The sequence below is a fragment of the Hufsiella ginkgonis genome (assembly GCF_009834915.1).
In the GTDB taxonomy this organism is placed as follows: domain Bacteria; phylum Bacteroidota; class Bacteroidia; order Sphingobacteriales; family Sphingobacteriaceae; genus Hufsiella; species Hufsiella ginkgonis.
Genome location: NZ_WVHS01000001.1, coordinates 1,555,933 through 1,573,580, shown reverse-complemented (window position 1 = coordinate 1,573,580; position 17,648 = coordinate 1,555,933). Strand labels below are relative to the sequence as shown.

The window sequence follows — 17,648 nt, the reverse complement described above, 5'->3', positions numbered from 1 at the left end:
TAAATACAGGCCCCGGGGTTGCTAATGCCATTAACGCAGGTACTGCTTATGGTAAACCAACAACGGCCATGGTAGGGTATGCGCCCCATACGTGTACGGGCCCGTTGGTGGCAATGTAACCGGCGCTGCGGCTGGTATTACCATTGTTGATAATTATCGGCGTTAAGTCAGCGTTGGTTTGAAGTTTCAGGTAAAACACGCCTGCTTGATCGAATACCTTACCCGCGTTGGTATAACCAAATGTCGACTTTGTAGACATTACACTTGCTGCGGGCAGTAGCGACTGCACCTTTGTATTAAGATTGCTCAATTGCTCAAAATTGTACTCGCCGTTGCCGATCAGGTAGAGGAACATATTTTTCACATCCTGCTGGGTGTATTCGCTCCAGCTCCTGGCCGGGTGGGTGGTTTTAGGTAAACCGGTAAGCGGGTCAACGGTATCAACAATCGGGTAAGTAAACCATAAGCCGGCGGTAATAACGCCAGTGGTAGCGTTACGAACACGAATAGCGTCGTTGGTAAGAAAAATAAAGGTCCTCCCTGACTTTTCGTATTCTGCCAGGTCGATACCTGCATATTCGAGGCCTTTCTTCATCCAACGGAAAATAGTGTCTGCAGAACCCTGGGCTGTCGCGCCGGTACCATTGGCACGCTCGTCCATAAATTGCTTAGCGGATACATTAATGTGAGGATCGAGGGTCACTTTTTTATAATCGTAATCCTTTTGCACGTCTAACCCGAATAACGAGCAACCTGATAAAAGCGCAGTGATTGCCAGTATGGGAAACAGTTTGGTTATATTATTCGTCATGTATTTCATGTCAGCTAGCTGGTTAATCTCCGTAAGAAGGGTTTTGAACTAATAATTTATTGGAGTTAAGCACACTCCTGTTAATCGGGAACAGGGTTTTACGCACATCCGGGAAGCCGACGGGATTAAGATCGCCTGCCGCGGCCTGGCGCGATTTAAGCACGGGGTCCATTACTTCTTTCACTTTCCCGGTGCGTACCAGGTCGAACCACCGTTTGCCTTCGCCGATCAGTTCGACCTGCCTTTCGCGGAGAATGGCATTTTCCATGGCTGCTTTGGTTGATACCGCCGGATCGGTGATCACATACTGGGCAACGTTGGCCCGTTTGCGTACATAGTTGAGGTAAGTAAGCGCGCCGGTAGGGTTATTTGATGCATTAAGCGCTTCCGCGTAAAGCAGGAACATGTCGGTAAGGCGGTACATTGGCAGGTAAACCGGCGCGGCCTGGTTATAGTAAACGTTCACCGCAGCGGTCTCAGCGGCATCGGTGGCCGCCAGGGCTGTCGGATTTACCGGTGAGTTATACCATTTCACGAAACGGTAACCGATAGCGTTCGTGCGCTGGTAAAGGTCTATGGTCTGTTTAGGCCGTATGTCGCCCGTATTGGGAGTTAACTTAATCGGATCGAAATAACTGGTAACCAGGAGCGGGTCGACCCGCATCCTTTTGTTATTGGCTGAATAGCCCGGTGTCGTGCAGGAGCAGCCATTTTTTGCGTCGTCCCAGTTCAGGAACCAGATCGTTTCGGTGCTGGCGGTGGGAGTAGTAAAAATGCTCTTCCAGGAGGCGGTTGGCTGGAGCCTGGCATCAGTGGTTCCATAAACCAACCCCGTAGGATTCTTCGACGCAAAAAGATTATTGAACCATATAACAGCATTGGTATAGTCCTTTTTCCACATGTACACGTCCGCCAATGTAGCGCAGATAGCCGACTCACTGATCAGGAACGTAGAGCCGTTTTGGTTTTTCACCGCCAGGCCGTACGCTTTCTTGAGATCGGGAATGATCACCTCATCCAGGATCTTATCTGCCGATGACCTTGGCCTGGCTGCCGGAACTGACACGCCGTCGTAATACTCGTTAAAGATTACCGCGTCTCCCCAAATGCGCACGATCCAGAAGTAGCACATGGCACGCATCGCGTACGACTGCATCAACGCGTCGTTCACCACGGCGGCAGTTACCGCGGGGTCGCTCGTGATCAGCGGGATCTTTTCGATGTTATTGTTCGCACGGCTGATCACCGTGTATAACGTGCTCCAGTTGGTAAATTCGTTATCCGGCGTTAAGCCGTTCATTACGACCTGGTCTGTAGTAGTGGTCGAATAAACGCCGTTCCGGTCGAAATTATCCGCGCGGAATTCACCCCAAAAATGATAGCGGTCATTCTGTTCTGACCCGGTACCTGCAACGGCATTGTTACCGTACATCGCCACCTGGAAAGCAGAATACATGCCTGCCATTGCGGCATCCACATCATATTTTGATTTATAGAACTGGTCCACGGAGATCTGATCTAACGGTTCCAGCCCGAGGAATTTCTTACAGCTGCCTAACAACGTTATTGCTATGCTAAGCGCTGAAATATAAAGTATCTTCTTCATGTTTTATCTCCTTAAAAGTTAGCGTTTAAACCTAAGCCGAACTCACGGCGCTTTGGATATCTGCCGATATCGTAACCTGGCTGCAGCGCATTGCTATTGGAAAACTCCGGATCGAAGCCCCGGTAGTTGGTCCAGGTAACCAGGTTGGTGCCGTATGCGTACGCGCTAAGCCCCTTGATATAGACTTTTTTCAGCAGGCCCTGTGGTAATGAATACGTAAACCGCATGCTCTGCAGCCTGATAAAAGATGAATTTTCCAGGTAAATACTATTGCCGTTGTTCTTTACGCTGCCACGGGCATCTTTCGTTGGGTAATAGGGATATTTCGCGATATCTCCCTGTTTCAGCCAGGAATTATAAACCACATCAGGGCTGCCGGCGCCCGTGTTCGACTGGTTGTTGGCCACGTATTGCAACTGGTTATAAACCTGCCCGCCAAAAGAAGCATTAAACAGGAACGACAACGAAAACTTCTTATAAGATAACTGGTTAGAAATGCCCAGGTAATAATCCGGCTGCGCATTACCTATCACATGGCGGTCCGCATCGTTAATCAGGCTGTCTGCATTCAGGTTTTTCCATTCGGTATCACCACCTTTATACTTACCGGCAGGATCGTACAGGTTGTGTACGGTACCTGTATAACGCTGACCGTTGAAGTTGTAAACGGGTTTACCGTTCTCATACAAAGGTTTGCCGTCTGTACCCAGCACAACGGTCAGCTTTTCCCAGCTATTGTTGTATGCATTTGACTCATCCCACTGGTAAACCCCAAGGTTTTTCCACCCGAAGAAATTACCGATGCGACCGCCTTCCTCCACATACCAGCTACTGCCCGCTACGAACGGCGCACCACCCGACAACCGGAGTACTTTCCCGCGTTCGAAAGTGATATTTGCAGAAGTGGTCCATTTGAAATTATTGCTGTTAACGGGGTTGCCAGAAACTGCAAGCTCCAGGCCTTTGTTTTGAATCTTGCCTACGTTTACGGAGATATTTCCGAAACCGGTTTCTTTTGGAAGCTCGCTTGTGTAGAGCAGGTTCGAAGTGTTTTTAATGTAATAGTCGGTCGTGAAAGTTAATCTTCCGCTGAAAAATTCAAGATCTGCGCCAACGTCTTTGGTGGTTACGGTTTCCCACATGATATAGGGATTTCCCAGGATCTGGTTTGCGGACGCGCCCCCTGCACCATTGTAGCTGCCATTAAACCCGATAAGGGTTTGTGAAGCGAAATCACCGATCTGGTCGTTACCTACCTGGCCTACGCTCAGTCTCAGCTTTCCGTTGTAAAGCACGTTTTTCGCCCAGTCCATGAATTTCTCGTCGGAGAAGCGCCAAAGAGCGGATCCGGAATAGAAATTACCAAACTTGTTTTCGGCGCCAAACCGCGAGGAGCCGTCGCGGCGATAAACACCCTGTACGATATACTTGCCCTTGTAACTGTAATTAGCCCGGCCGAACAAGCTGGCGCTTGCGTTACGGGTGCCCGATGTGCGGCTCAGCGAGCTGTTTATATAGGCCGGGAACACCGTGGTAATGGCCTCACTCACCGTGTTATTATATTGGAGGTTGAAAAATTTATAGGTCCTTTTGTCGGCGCTTACCCCCAGCGTTCCGCTTAAAGAATGGTCGTTCGCTATCGTCTTATTGTAGTTTAAGTACGATTGAAACTCCCATTTAAAATCCCGCGCGGTGTTATTGGTGCCTTCGTTGATATTTTTGGCGGCGTTTAATACGTAACGGGGAGCAAAGTAGTTATACTCAGAATTGTTCAGGATCGCATTAAACGCGTTGGTAAATCGCAGGCCCTTTGCTAACTCGAACTCCAGTTGGTTGTTCACCTGGGTATTGTATTGCTCTGTTTCACGCGTCTCGTAGATGGCGTTTGCAACGGGGTTTCGCTTTGAGTTGATATAGCTCGTCAGCGATCCATCGGGGTAGTAAATGAGCGATAGTGAAGGCCGCTCGAAAAGTGGCCGCACTACGTTGTTCATATCCATCCCGTTCTTATCCTGCCAATAAAAGGAGATGTTATTGGAGTACTTTACCTTCGGGCTAACCTGGTATGAAATATTCAGGCGGGACTGGATATTTTTCGAATAGCTGTTCAGGATGATGGATTTATCATTCTGGAAGTTTAAGCTGGTGTAGTATACAAGGCCTTTTTGACCGCCGCTCACGTTAAAGTTAACTTCATCCCGGTTGCCGGTATTTCCCAGGAGCAATTCCTGGAGATCGTTATCTGAGTTATAGCTGGGGTTGAGAGAGTCGGTACTTCCGCCGGTTGAACCAGTCGGCGAAGCGGTCTGAAGTCTCCTGAATAACCGTACTTCCGCAGAGTTGCTTTGCGGAAGCTTATGCGCCAGCTTACCGAACAAATGCTTGTATTGCGTATTGATCCTTGGTTTCCCTTCCGAGCCTTTCTTGGTGGTGATCAGGATAACGCCGTTCGCTGCGCGGGCTCCATAAATAGACGCCGAAGCGGCATCTTTCAGGATCTCGATGTTCTCGATATCCATCGGGCTGATACTTCTCCCGTTGGGATTGATAATTCCATCCACTACGTACAGCGGGGATCCGCCTGCATTGAGCGACGAAACACCACGGATCTGGATAGTGCCCTCCGCTCCCGGCTCGCCACCCGTATCGTTTACCACCAATACGCCGGCTGCTTTACCCTGGATGGCATCGAATATATTAATAGGCTGCCGCTCTTCGATATCTTTGGCGGTAACCGACGAAGTTGCACCTGTAAGATCACTCTTTTTAGCGGTGCCGCCATAACCGGTTACCACCACTTCTTCCAGGTTGCTGGTGTTGTCCTGCAGCACGATACTCAAGGCACCTGTACTTGCCGTTATTACTTCCTCAAAAGTGGTATACCCGATATAGGAAAACACCAATGTTCCGCCTACCGGCACGTCAAGCGCAAATTTGCCGTCGACGTCTGTAGATACCCCTGTGGTAGAAGATTTTACTTTTACGCTTACGCCGATCAGCGCATCGCCTTTCCTGTCTTTCACCGTCCCTGTTACCCTTTTTGTTTGGGCAAACGCCGAGGCCGAAAACAGCATTAACAGGCAAAGCGCAGCCAGCTGCCGCCCCGCCATTACATATTTATATAATTCAGAATTTTGTGTAAAGATTTTTTTCATAACTAATTCTTAGAGAAGTTAAGTTGTGTGGTTAGTTATTAATTACAGAATAGTAACTGTTTAGCTAAACAGGACTATTAATTGAGCCGGAATAGTTCCTTAGCTGCGAAGTCGTTGTTTGTAGATCCTGAGCATAATTTAGTTGGTGGTTAGTTATTGAGAATTGATTGATTAGCAGCCTCAAGCTTTAAAATTCAGCGATATTGGCTTATTATGATGAAAATTATTCAATTTAGTGAATATAGGATAAACTGGATGTTTGTTAGCGCTATAAGTTTTTCTTAATTTTTTGCCCCGTGTTAGCGGGACAGGTAATAAATAGTGTGCTTGGTTTAAATGGTTATTCTGAAAACAGCTGTTCAAATTTCATTAATTTATCAGTAGTTTGTATTAAAGGCCCCTATTTTTTTACGGAAACGTTTTCGTAGAAACAGTATATTTGGGACCGCTCCCAGTAAACACCGCATGGAAAAAGTTGATATTAAGCGTTTAGCAAGGGAACTTAACTTATCGATCTCCACCGTATCAAGGGCTTTAAGAGACAGCCACGAGATCAGTGATTCCACCAAGAAAAAGGTTTTCGAGCTCGCGCGTCAGCTAAATTACCAGCCCAACCCGCACGCCAGCAGCCTGCGCGAGCAGCGCACTAAAACGATCGCACTCATTATTCCCGAAGTAGCCAACAATTTTTTTTCGCTCGTGATCGACGGGATCGAATCCATCGCGGCCGAGAAAGGCTTTCATGTACTGATCTATCTTACCCACGAGAAAACCGAGAAGGAGGTGGAATTTGTACGACAGTTATCGAACGGGCGTGTAGACGGCATCCTGATGTCGGTATCGGGGCTTGGACAAAGCATTACCCACCTCGAAGACCTAATGCAAAAGAATATTCCGCTGGTGTTCTTTGATCGCACGCCGGATGAGCTGGATGTACCCAAGATCATTACAGACGATCGCGACAGCAGCTTCAGGGCTACCGAACACCTTATTCAATGCGGCTGCAAAAAGATCGTGCATGTGTCTATTTTAAGGCAAATGTCCATCTCCGATAAACGCAAACAGGGCTACCTCGACGCGATAAATAAACACGGGCTTCCGGAAATGGTGCTCGATTGTTCGATCGATGAAGAAGAAACCTATCAGCTGATCAAGACTTGTATCCGCGAACAAAAACCTGATGCGTTGTTCGCCTCGCTCGAGCGGTTGGCCATTGCTGCGTATTATGTATGCGGAGAATTGGGGCTGAACATCCCTGGCGATTTAAAAGTACTAAGCTTTTCGAACCTGCAAACGGCGTCGCTGCTTAACCCGCCGCTTACTACGGTCACCCAATCAGCGTTCGATATGGGTGCAGCCGCAACCAAACAACTGTTCAGGCTGATTAAGGGACAGGAGATCGACGAGCGAACGATCACGATCCGTGCAGATCTTATCCGGCGCAAATCTACCAGCTGCGATTAGGAACGGGGGAGGCCTCCACAGTCCTTGTATGCTTCTCCTTACACCCCCGTACCGATAGCGGGGAAGAGCAGTAACAGCAGGTGAAATACGACGCAACCGTATATCCCGGCCAGCACATCGTCGAACATAACGCCCCACCCGGCCGGAAGATCTTCCATTCTCTTGATATACAATGGCTTAACGATATCGAAGAACCTGAACAATGCCAGCCCGATAAGCAGCGTGGTAATGTTTACCGGCACAAACAATAAGGTGATCCACATACCGGCAACCTCATCGATCACTACACGGTAAGAATCCTTTCCCCAATACTGCTCTACCTGGTTTGAGCTGTAAACGCCAAGTCCTACTATCAGCAATGTACTGAACGCCGCCGCCAGGGGGTGTGTCATCGTTCCTGCAGGAAGGAAGTAGATCACCAGGCAGGTAACGGCGGCTGCAATGGTGCCGCCGCCTTTAATATAACCGATGCCGAAGATGGAGGTGATTAATTTGTGCATCACATTTAACGTTAACATCGTACGTCCTGCGTATACATGGCACAGCTAACCGCCCGCCCGATACGTAAAACGTTCAACGTCTAAGATTTAACCTGGCTAGCTTTTATCCAGCACATCCTCTGCTGCTTCAGAAGCGGGGGTATCGGCGATAGTCTTTTTCGGGAAGTTAAACAGCAGGGAGGTCACCACGGGAACCACGAAGATGGCTACGGTAAAGATCGATACGAACAGGTCTGTTTTTTCGCTTTCCAGTGCCCCGGCAATCTCCGAGCCCTCATAAAAATGGCTGTACACCGAAGCCGTAAGCTTGAGACCGAGCACGCCGATCACGATAAAGGCAATGGTTTCCAGGAAGGTGAATTTCTCCATCAGCTTTACGAATGCCTGCGCCACGAAACGCATGGCCAGGATCCCGATGAATACCCCCGTATAAATAAGGAACAGGTGATCGGTGAACGCCACCGCGGCAAATACGTTATCGATAGAGAAGGCGAGGTCCATCACTTCCACCAAGGCCACGGTCGCCCAGAAGGTCCCGATCACGCCAACGGTCGATTTATATAACCAGCTTTTGTTCTTATCCACTTCTTCTTCACCGCCGCCGCTGCTCTCGCCTTTACCTTTAAAATAGCTGAAGGCCAGGTAAAGCAGGTACAAACCGCCCAGGGGCTTTAACCACCAGATCTTTACCAGCCAGGCAGCCACCAGCAAGCAGATCCCCCGAAAAACATAGGCGCCGATAATACCGTAACGTAGTGCCCGAGCGCGCTGTTCCCTGGGAAGGTCCATCACCATGGTAGCCAGTACGGCGGCGTTATCAACCGAAAGCAAGCTTTCTATAACGATGAGGTTTAAAATGATCAGCAGCCCGGCCTGGATGTCGTCGCCTAAAAGTGTGTGTAAAATATCCATTGTGATTGTTATAGGGTAAGGGTATTAAGCATGGTTTTCAATATGTTCGCCTGGATCTCAAAGTTGCTCATATTCTGAAGGAAATCAATATCCGAGATCTTTTTATAGTTTTCTGCCAGCAACTGCCTGATCTGAGGAGGAATATACGTTTTTATCGCGCTGATGCGGCTTTCTATCTGCTCGTTCTTTTGCTGCAGCTCCTGCGCGATCCGCTCTTTTTTCGAGCGGTTATCGGTCCAGTCGATATGCGTGATCTGCGAAACATCGCAGAAAAGAAACAGGTTGCGCGATGGGAGATAAACAAAATAACGGTCGTTATTTACGAACTTGTACAGCTCCAGCAGCACATCACCGGCCTTCAGCCCGTTAAAGAACTCCGTCTTGAAGTCGTATTTGCATAAAGCGCCCATCAGTTTCCGGCCAATAATGGCATAGGCGTTGGCGTACACCTCCTTCTGGTCGTAGCGGGTAAGCGCGTCCAGCATTTCCGGCTCGATGGGGTCATAGAACTCTTCCGCGAAGCGCGCGCTGAACGTATGCATATTTTTCGCAAACGGGTTCTCCTGCGAATCTTCCGAAAGTACCTGGTACAGCTTTCGCAGTGAATTGTTGATGCGCAGCGCCTGCCGTTGTTTCTCGCTATGAAAGCGCTCCTCCGAAAAAGCCGACGACTTTACCTGTGCGATCAGGTCGTCGTTCAGCTGGATCTCATCAAAAAGGATCGTCACTTTCTTTTCGTTCGCTTTCTTGATCTCCTTTAGCAGGCCGATCAATGTTTCGGTAAACTGGACATGAAAGAGCTCGAGCTTGTTGGCATCGAGCTCCGGGTTATGGGCAAACAAACTGTGTATCACCTGGCTCCGCAGGTAGATCTTGTAGAGCACCTCATCCTCAAAGAACGCCGACAGGACCTGCAATTTGTTCATGATCCTGTTCGATTCTTTTAATATGGCTGCGAGGTTTTCCTCCATCCGGTCAGTTCGTGTTTGTTACATTTTTCTTCAGCTGAGTTTCGAGGTTTTGTAATTCTGTATCGAGCACTCTCCTGTTCTTTGTCCCTTCTTCGTGGATCCGTTTCACTTCCGTCAGGGTTTCTATCAGTGATGCGGTGGTACTTTTCAGCGTATCCAGGGATACTACGGTGCTTTCGTTCGCCCGCGCAACGTCGATACTGTTCTGTTTCAGCAGGTCGGCATTCTTTTGCAAGATGGTATTGGTAGCGTCGGATACCTTTTTCTGCATTTCCACGTTCGCTTTCTGCCGGTTAAGCGCCACCGCGATGGTGAGCTGGTTCTTCCAGACCGGTATAGTGGTCGAAATAATGGACTGCGCCTTCTCTGCGATAGAGGTATTGTTGTTTTGCACCACGCGGATCTGCGCCAGCGACTGCATCATGATAAACCGTACCACTTTCATGTCTGCCAGGCGCTTGTCGAGCCGGTTCACGAACTCGCGCATGTCAGCGATCTCGTAGTCGTTGTAATCGGCGGGACGACCCTCCATCTCTGCCAGCTTCTCCGAAAGTTCGGTATACTTCAGCTGTCCCGAAATGATGAGCGCTTCCATCTGTTTAATGTACGATACGTTGCTGTCGAACATGGTTTGCAGCGACGCATTGTCTTTGATGGAATTCAGCCTCCCAGCTTTGATCTTTTGGGTGATCTTGTCGATGTTGTTCACCACGGTATCGTATTTCTGGAAAAGCTTTTTGGTATCGAACACCAGTTTTTTCAGGAACGGGATACCCGAAATAAACTTAGTGAAGCCGTTCTGCTGCAGCTCGTCTACATCGATGTAGTTCAGCTCGGTAAGCAGCTCGGTGATCAGGGTACCCACCTCGCCCGAGTTATAGGTACGTACGGAGGACAGAAACTCGTTGCTGTATTTCTCCATCGAATTTTGCGCCTCGGCCCCGTAATTCAGGATCGAGTTCACGTCGGCGGGGTTCAGGTCTTTGCTAAGCTGCCCGTATTTGCTTTTATCTTCCTGGGTAATCACCGAAAGATCGACATTACCGTCTTTATCCACCTTTACGCCGGGCGCTTCCGGCAGGTTATTCATTGAACCAGGTTCCATGTTGTATTTTTATGACTATCTGTTTAGCACAGGTTACAGGTATCGTTCAGTTACCGTACGCACGGTTTCTTCAAGCTTGCGGTCCTTGGTAGGCTCACCGATCGCGTTGAATTTCCATTCCCCGTTTTTCTTGTAAAAGACGCCCATCACCATAGACACGTGGCCGGCGAAGCCGGCGCCGTTGGCGATGTCGTACGTAGCGAACACTTCGTTCACCCGTTTCGGAGAGCCTTCATAGATCCGGATAGAGGCAAAGGGGATGGTGCCGAAATCATGTCCGCGGAAGCTGTTCAGCACGAAAGCCACGTAAGAGATCGCCGGGTCGAGTGCACCAAGGTCGAGGGTAATCACCTCGTTATCCAGGCCGTCATCGCCGCCCATATCCCCTGTCAGGTCGTCGCCGCTGTGTTTTACCGAGCCATTTTTCGATTTCAGGTTGCCAAAGTATACCACCTCGCGCATGTTCTTGCCGTCGTCGTACAAGGCGCAGCTGGCGTCAAGGTCAACCGCTTCTTTTTTCGAGCCGAAGCCGAACATACCTTTTTTCTCAATCGCCCCCCAGTTAATGCCTACGCAAACGTTCTGAAGCTTGCTGCCGTTGCTCTTTTCGAGGTTAATGCGTTGTCCTTTTTGAAGATTAATTGCCATGATCTTTCCGGATTAGTTGTATTTGGTTAAATAATCCTGCAGGCCGCCTTTCATCCCCACGCCAACGGCTTCGAACTTCCATTTACCGTCTTTCTTATAAATCCTGCCGAACTCTACGGCGGTTTCGATGGAGAAGTCCTCTTCCAGCTCGTATTTCAGCACCTCTGCATTGGTAACCGTATCAAAGATCCTTACAAAGGAATTGCGTACCTGCCCGAAGTTCTGACGCCTGTTTTCGGCATCGTGAATGGTAACCACTATGCAGATCTCGGAAACGCGCGGATCGACCTTGGAAAGGTCCACCAGGATCTGCTCGTCATCGCCCGCACCGTCGCCGGTAAGATTATCGCCGGTGTGCTCTACGCTGCCATCGGGTGTTTTCAGGTTGTTATAAAACACAAAATATTCATCAGATACCAGTTTCTTATTGTCGCCCATCACGAAGATGGAAGCGTCGAGGTCGAAAGCGCTGCCTGTCGACGAACTATTGGTATCCCAGCCCAGCCCGATGGTAAATTTCGGCGCGTCGATGGCTTCACGCTGTCCTTTCTGAAGGTTAATTGCCATATTCTATTAATTTATTATTGGTTGAAAATAAGTAGTCTTTTATGTAATTCAGGTTGGCGGCGTAAGCTTCTATGGTATGATAGCCATTCCCCAGCGCCATGTTGTATAACTGGTTAATAAACTGATCTGTCTGGCCTTCCAGGAAGAGGTGAAAGCCGGACGGCTCATAATTCAGGATATACTTAACCACCCTGGTATTAAAACAGAACCTGCCCGAGTCGATGATCCTTTCCAGGTCAAAGATACGCCGAACTTCATGATAATTTAACGTATTCTCCACATTCGGGTGTATCTCGCTGTTTATGAGCTCGGCGAAATATAGCATGTAAATTTCATTATCAAGCTGGTATTCTGACACCATTTTCATGATCATACGTTCATGGCTCCCGGTGATCTTGATATCGTCGAGAAAAATGAGCGTTTTTCCCTCCAGGAAATGTTTATCGACATGAAAAGAATCGTTCCCGATAAGGCGCAGCCGCTCTTCGGCATTCAGGGCGCCGTAATCCTCCTTATAAGTGATGGTGCGGTGCACTTTCGTTTCCTGTACGATGGGGAGGTGGTGATCGGCGAGCCAACGGTTCAGCCGGTACACAAAATGGTCCTTCATGGCAAAGGTAGCCGTCGGAATAAACGCGTAAGGACTGCTGATCACCACCACCTGTGTGCGGATGGGCGACTGCTGAAGCACCTCGCGGATAAAGCCTTCCGCCAAAGCGATGCCGAATGATTCCGCCACCGCGCTATCACCAAACTTGAACCGGCTGTACGCATCGGGACAAAAAGCAAAATTGCTTGCATCCGTAATTTTATGCAGGGAGTAAGAATGGTTCATTGGGCGATGAGGCTGGAGATGGTCAGGTGATTGGAATTGATCAGCAGGCTGCGGATGCCCGCCGCGGTGGCGCCCCCTGCGTCTGCACGCGGGTTATCGCCAATGTGAATGATATCGGCCCTGTCTACCTCGCAACCGCGGGTGTGGCAAACCTGGCTGATCATCTGCCTGAACAGCTGTGTGTTGGGTTTCGAAAGCCCGGTTTCGTCAGAATAGATCTGGAAGTCGAACAGGTGATCTATCCCAAGTATTTTCAACACTTTTCGCAGCGTTTTACCACTGATGAACCCGGTGTTGCTGAGGATGCTCACGGAGCTTTGGCCTGCCTGTTTCAGCTGTTCGATCACGCCCGGGGTGTCCGTACAGTATATTACCGGCAGATGACTGAACACAAGGTCGTCCATGTCAGATTGCAGCTTCGCCTGGTCAATGGCGGCGAGATCTGCCTGGTGGTCGTTCACCATGCTGATCACCATCAGGTACATCTCGATAGCGTCGATGTTCTTGCCGGTACACTCGTTGATGGCGTTACACATCAGGTCCACCTGCCTAAAGATGGCTTGTACTTCCTGGAGTGTTTTGTCCCTGTAATTGAAGTACTTATGAAAAAAACTACTGCGCTCGTCCTTAAAGAAAGGATTCGATCGGATCAGTGTCAGCCATAGATCAAAAGAATAATGCCGGTAGAGATACATCCTTATTTAGAAGTTAGTATGTGCAAATTGTTACTAATATCCGAATTTTCCGGCACACGTGTTATTCTGGAAGAGATGATTACTTTTGCTTCAAAATAAATTAACATGGCTACTACGAAGCTTACGATTAACAATAACGGATCAGTAAAAATTGACGGCGATTTCGAGATCGTTGATGCGCAGGGAAATGTTTATGGATTACAGGGACGTACCGTTGTTTCTATCTGCCGCTGCGGGTTGTCGGCCAACAAACCCTTCTGTGATGGTGCGCACAAAGGGCATTTTGAGCACAATGCGGTGGCTTTTGACCTGCCGCCGAAGAAAGTTTAACGCGCGCCAACCCAATCTCCGTGCCGGAAATCACCCCTGGTAAAAAGATCTTTTCGCTGCCCGAAGTGCTTTCGAGCATACAGCGCACCATTGCGGACCGCTACAAGAGCACTTTTTGGGTTAAAGCCGAGCTCCATAAGCTGAACCACTATTCGCATTCAGGGCATTGCTACCCGGAGATGGTCGAAAAGCGCGATGGCCGCGTGATCGCGCAAATGAAGGCGGTCCTCTGGAAAAACGACTTCCGGGAGATCAACGGGCGGTTCATGAAGATCCTTCACGAGCCGCTAAAGGACGGGATCACCATTCTTTTTTGCGCGGCCATTACTTTCGACCCGGTGCATGGCCTCAGCTTGCGGATCACCGATATCGACCCGGTTTTTTCCCTCGGCGAACTGGAGCGCGAACGCCTTGAGACGGTGACCAGGCTCACCGTGGAGGGCATCCTGCGGCGTAACCAATCCCTCCGGTTTCCGTTGCTTCCGCAGCGGATCGCCGTCATTTCGGTGGAAACCAGCAAGGGGTATTCAGATTTCCTGAAGGTGATCAACTACAATTCCTGGGGCTACCGGTTCTACTGTCACTTGTTCCCGGCGTTGCTGCAAGGCGACCGGTCGCCGGATTCCATTATCGCCCAGCTACGCAGGATCAAAAAGGCAGCCGCACATTTTGATGTGGTGGCGCTCATTCGCGGGGGAGGGGCCGACGTGGGGTTGTCGTCGTACAACAATTATGCGCTGGCGCGCGAAATCGCCTTGTTCCCGCTGCCGGTGATCACAGGTATTGGTCATTCCACCAACGAGACCGTGGCCGAGCAAATCTCCTTCCGCAATGCCATAACGCCCACGGAGCTGGCGGATTTCCTGCTTCAGCAGTTCCATAACTTCTCCGTACCTGTACAACGGGCCGGGCAGGTGATCGCCGACCGTGCCAGGCGTGTACTGGACGACGAAAATGTACAGTTCGCACACACCACCCGTTACTTCCGGCTGGCGGCCATACGGCTCCTGGCCGGGAGAAGTACGGTGATCGACCAATTATCCGAAGGGCTTTCGCGGCAGTGCAGGTTCATCCTTTCGCGGGAGCGGGACCAGGTAGCAGGGCTGGGAGACGCCTTGAAGGAGAATGCCGCCGAACATTTCGCCGCACAGGCAAGGGAACTTAGCGGGCTGGAAAAAAATGTCCGCATTATGGACCCCGCCAACGTGTTAAAGCGCGGTTACAGCATTACCTTCGTAAACGGGAAGATCGCCACGGGTGTGGCCGGCCTGGAGGAAGGCGACCAACTGCTTACGCAGCTCGCAGACGGGACGGTAACCAGCACCGTGCAACAGGCTAAAGCAAATAACCATGAATGAAACCCCCAATTATGCCGAGGCTTTCGAAGAGCTGCAGCACATCGTAGCGGAAATTGAAGACGGCAAGATCACCGTTGATACGCTTTCGGAAAAAGTAAAAAGAGCCACGGTACTGATCAAGATCTGCCGGGCCAAGCTCACCTCGACGGAAGCGGATGTTTCTGCGATCCTGAAGGACCTGGAAACGGGAGAATAAGAGACTCGTTACGTTTATTTCTGTTCGCCTGTTAACACTTTCCCAAATTATCCTACCTTTGCTCCATCACATAGGGGTGCCTTGTTTCTTGCAAACACAAAAACGGGCTGAGATTATACCCATGGAGCTATCAGCATTCAGCTTTAGCTATCAGCCTGGTTTCATGCATACCACGTGAATCTCCGCTTGACAGTTAATGGCTACTAACTGATCGCTACCAGCACCTGATCCGGATAATGCCGGCGTAGGGAGGTAAGTTAACGGAACTGCACGTTCCCCGCATGCAGATTTTTTTAACGCATTAACAAAAAACAGTGAAGAAATTTCTCTTGATCGCCCTTACGACGATGGCATTGCACGTATCGTTACGGGCGCAAACACCTGCGGGAATGAACGTCCGCGACACCCTGAAAACCATGAAAGACCTCGACGAGGTAGCCATTAAAGCAACCCGGGCAACCGTTAATTCGGCCACCACGTTCAGGAACATGAACAAGGCGGAGATCGCTAAGAACAACCTCGGCCAGGATCTTCCCTACCTCCTTAACCAAACACCCTCTGTGGTGGTGTCCTCCGATGCCGGCGCGGGCGTGGGTTACACCGGTCTTCGCATCCGCGGAAGCGACGGTTCGCGGATCAATGTGACCATTAACGGCATCCCGCTTAACGACGCCGAAAGCCAGGGCAGCTTTTTTATCAACCTGCCTGATTTTGCCTCGTCGGTAGACAATATCCAGGTCCAGCGCGGCGTAGGCACTTCCACCAATGGAGCCGGAGCTTTCGGCGCCAGCCTGAACATCCAGACCACCACGCTGCGCGATTCGGCCTATGCGGAGCTTAACAACACGTTCGGATCGTACAACACCTGGAAAAATACCGTAAACGTGGGCACCGGCCTGATCAATAACCGGTTTACGTTTGACGGGAGGCTTTCGAGGATCAGGTCAGACGGGTACATCGACCGGGCATCGTCTAACCTGAAATCGTTTTTTATGAGCGGCGCCTACTACGGTAAACGCGACCTGGTGCGGGCGAACGTATTCTCCGGCACCGAAAAAACCTACCAGGCATGGAACGGCGTAGCCGAAGAACTGCTCAAAACTGACCGTACCCATAACGATTTTACGTACGAAAACCAGACCGACAACTACTCGCAGGATCATTACCAGTTGTTTCACACACATACTTTCTCCAATAAATTTACCTCAAATTTCGCGCTGCATTACACTCATGGTGAAGGGTACTACGAAGAGTACAAGGAAGATCAAACATTGGCAGGCTATGGCATCAACCCGGTGATGGTTGGCGGCACCACCGTTACACGATCCGACCTCGTGCGGCGCCTCTGGCTGGACAACGACTTTTACGGCCTCACTTATTCGTTTAACTACACGCTCGGTACAAAACTGGCTTTCACCCTGGGCGGCGGTTACAACGAGTATAAGGGAAAGCACTTTGACGAGGTCACCTGGGCGCAATACGCCAACTACGACGCAAGCACCTCGGCCCGCCACCGCTATAACGACAATGATGCGGTGAAAACCGATTTCAACACCTTTGGCAAGATCAGTTACCACATCGGGAGCATGGACTTGTTTGCCGACCTGCAGTTCCGCCGCATCACGTATTCATTCCTCGGTTTCGACCGCAACAAGAACAACATCCAGCAACAAGCTGACCTCAACTTCTTTAACCCCAAGCTCGGTGCTACGTATGCGTTAAATGAACGCTCGAATATATACGCCTCGTTCTCCGTAGGGAACAAAGAACCTAACCGGAACGATTACACGGAATCTACCCCCGACAGCCGTCCGCACCGCGAACACCTGAACGACCTCGAAGCCGGTTACCGGTTGGCCGGGACGAAGGTTTCGGCGGGCGTAAACGCGTTCGGCATGTTTTATAAAGACCAGTTGGTGGTAACCGGCAAGCTGAACGACGTAGGCGCACAAACCCGCCAGAACGTGCCGCATAGTTACCGGGCAGGCATCGAGCTCGACGGCAGGTGGATGGTAACCAAACGTTTATCGTGGGCTGCAACTGCGTCCCTGAGCCGCAACAAGGTGCGTAATTACACCGAGTACATTAATGACGATGCGGCCCCCATCGTAAAAACCTTCGGCTACAAAAACACCGACCTCGCCTTCTCGCCCGCATTTATTGGCTCCAGCGAGCTGAGCTGGACGATATTTAACGGGACCGGGGTCGCCCTCCTGAGCAAATATGTAAGCAAACAATACCTGGATAATACTGCTTCGGAAACAAGGATCCTGCCTTCGTTCTTTGTGAATGACGTGAGGCTGAGTCGCACGGCTTCTTTTAAAGGAATTAAGAATATCGGCATCAGCTTGTCCGTTAACAACGTGTTTAACACGCTGTATGAAAATAACGGGTACACTTACAGCGGTCTCAGCGGCGGCGTAGTTTACCGCGGCAACGGCTATTACCCGCAGGCCACCCGTAATTTCCTGGCGGCATTAAGCCTCAAATTTTAA

16 protein-coding genes are annotated in these 17,648 nt (G+C 50.0%); 5 read left to right on the top strand and 11 right to left on the bottom strand.

Annotated features, from left to right (window positions below):
• Positions 1 to 46: 46 nt before the first annotated feature.
• From GS398_RS06700 to GS398_RS06690, 3 genes are read right to left on the bottom strand one after another with little or no spacing between them, the layout of a single operon-like run.
• On the bottom strand, positions 47 to 811 hold the full coding sequence (locus GS398_RS06700; protein WP_160905916.1) for a hypothetical protein: 765 nt from the start codon (positions 809 to 811) through the stop codon (positions 47 to 49).
• A gap of 22 nt (positions 812 to 833) precedes the next feature.
• Positions 834 to 2,417, bottom strand: a complete 1,584-nt coding sequence (locus GS398_RS06695; protein WP_160905915.1) for a RagB/SusD family nutrient uptake outer membrane protein — start codon at positions 2,415 to 2,417, stop codon at positions 834 to 836.
• An 11-nt stretch (positions 2,418 to 2,428) separates the two neighbouring features.
• Positions 2,429 to 5,572, bottom strand: a complete 3,144-nt coding sequence (locus GS398_RS06690) for a SusC/RagA family TonB-linked outer membrane protein (protein WP_237488098.1) — start codon at positions 5,570 to 5,572, stop codon at positions 2,429 to 2,431.
• A 465-nt stretch (positions 5,573 to 6,037) separates the two neighbouring features.
• Here GS398_RS06690 and GS398_RS06685 point away from each other — a divergent pair, with 465 nt between their 5' ends.
• The gene (locus GS398_RS06685; protein ID WP_160905914.1) at positions 6,038 to 7,036 is read left to right on the top strand and encodes a LacI family DNA-binding transcriptional regulator; all 999 of its coding nucleotides are present in this window, start codon (positions 6,038 to 6,040) and stop codon (positions 7,034 to 7,036) included.
• A 38-nt stretch (positions 7,037 to 7,074) separates the two neighbouring features.
• On the opposite strand, the gene GS398_RS06680 is transcribed toward GS398_RS06685, so the two are convergent.
• From GS398_RS06680 to GS398_RS06645, 8 genes are all read right to left on the bottom strand, one after another.
• The gene (locus GS398_RS06680; RefSeq protein ID WP_160905913.1) at positions 7,075 to 7,536 is read right to left on the bottom strand and encodes a phosphatidylglycerophosphatase A family protein; all 462 of its coding nucleotides are present in this window, start codon (positions 7,534 to 7,536) and stop codon (positions 7,075 to 7,077) included.
• A 96-nt stretch (positions 7,537 to 7,632) separates the two neighbouring features.
• Positions 7,633 to 8,448, bottom strand: coding sequence for a TerC family protein (locus tag GS398_RS06675; protein WP_160905912.1), 816 nt, complete (start codon positions 8,446 to 8,448; stop codon positions 7,633 to 7,635).
• Between the two features lie 8 nt (positions 8,449 to 8,456).
• A complete protein-coding gene (locus tag GS398_RS06670) occupies positions 8,457 to 9,419 on the bottom strand; it encodes a hypothetical protein (RefSeq protein WP_160905911.1) in 963 nt (320 codons plus the stop codon).
• A 4-nt stretch (positions 9,420 to 9,423) separates the two neighbouring features.
• Positions 9,424 to 10,524 carry a toxic anion resistance protein gene (locus GS398_RS06665; protein WP_237488097.1) on the bottom strand — a complete coding sequence of 367 codons (1,101 nt, stop codon included), beginning with the start codon at positions 10,522 to 10,524 and terminating at the stop codon, positions 9,424 to 9,426.
• Between the two features lie 33 nt (positions 10,525 to 10,557).
• Positions 10,558 to 11,172 (bottom strand): TerD family protein, encoded by a 615-nt coding sequence (locus GS398_RS06660; protein ID WP_160905910.1) that lies wholly within the window; start codon positions 11,170 to 11,172, stop codon positions 10,558 to 10,560.
• 12 nt (positions 11,173 to 11,184) lie between these two features.
• Positions 11,185 to 11,739: a TerD family protein gene (locus GS398_RS06655; protein WP_160905909.1), complete on the bottom strand. Its 555-nt coding sequence runs from the start codon at positions 11,737 to 11,739 to the stop codon at positions 11,185 to 11,187.
• Positions 11,729 to 12,574: a phosphoribosyltransferase family protein gene (locus tag GS398_RS06650; protein WP_160905908.1), complete on the bottom strand. Its 846-nt coding sequence runs from the start codon at positions 12,572 to 12,574 to the stop codon at positions 11,729 to 11,731. The genes GS398_RS06655 and GS398_RS06650 overlap by 11 nt, the downstream gene beginning before the upstream one ends.
• Positions 12,571 to 13,269, bottom strand: a complete 699-nt coding sequence (locus GS398_RS06645) for an HAD family hydrolase (RefSeq protein ID WP_160905907.1) — start codon at positions 13,267 to 13,269, stop codon at positions 12,571 to 12,573. Before GS398_RS06645 ends, GS398_RS06650 begins: the two co-directional genes overlap by 4 nt.
• Positions 13,270 to 13,374: 105 nt before the next feature.
• On the opposite strand from GS398_RS06645, the gene GS398_RS06640 reads away from it, so the two are divergent.
• From GS398_RS06640 to GS398_RS06625, 4 genes are all read left to right on the top strand, one after another.
• Positions 13,375 to 13,599: a CDGSH iron-sulfur domain-containing protein gene (locus tag GS398_RS06640; RefSeq protein ID WP_160905906.1), complete on the top strand. Its 225-nt coding sequence runs from the start codon at positions 13,375 to 13,377 to the stop codon at positions 13,597 to 13,599.
• Positions 13,600 to 13,619: 20 nt separating this feature from the next.
• Positions 13,620 to 14,957 carry an exodeoxyribonuclease VII large subunit gene (gene xseA / locus GS398_RS06635; RefSeq protein ID WP_160905905.1) on the top strand — a complete coding sequence of 446 codons (1,338 nt, stop codon included), beginning with the start codon at positions 13,620 to 13,622 and terminating at the stop codon, positions 14,955 to 14,957.
• Entirely contained in the window at positions 14,950 to 15,153 is a 204-nt protein-coding gene (gene xseB / locus GS398_RS06630; protein WP_160905904.1) for an exodeoxyribonuclease VII small subunit, read from the top strand. Before xseA ends, xseB begins: the two co-directional genes overlap by 8 nt.
• A 314-nt stretch (positions 15,154 to 15,467) precedes the next feature.
• Entirely contained in the window at positions 15,468 to 17,648 is a 2,181-nt protein-coding gene (locus GS398_RS06625) for a TonB-dependent receptor (RefSeq protein ID WP_369410228.1), read from the top strand.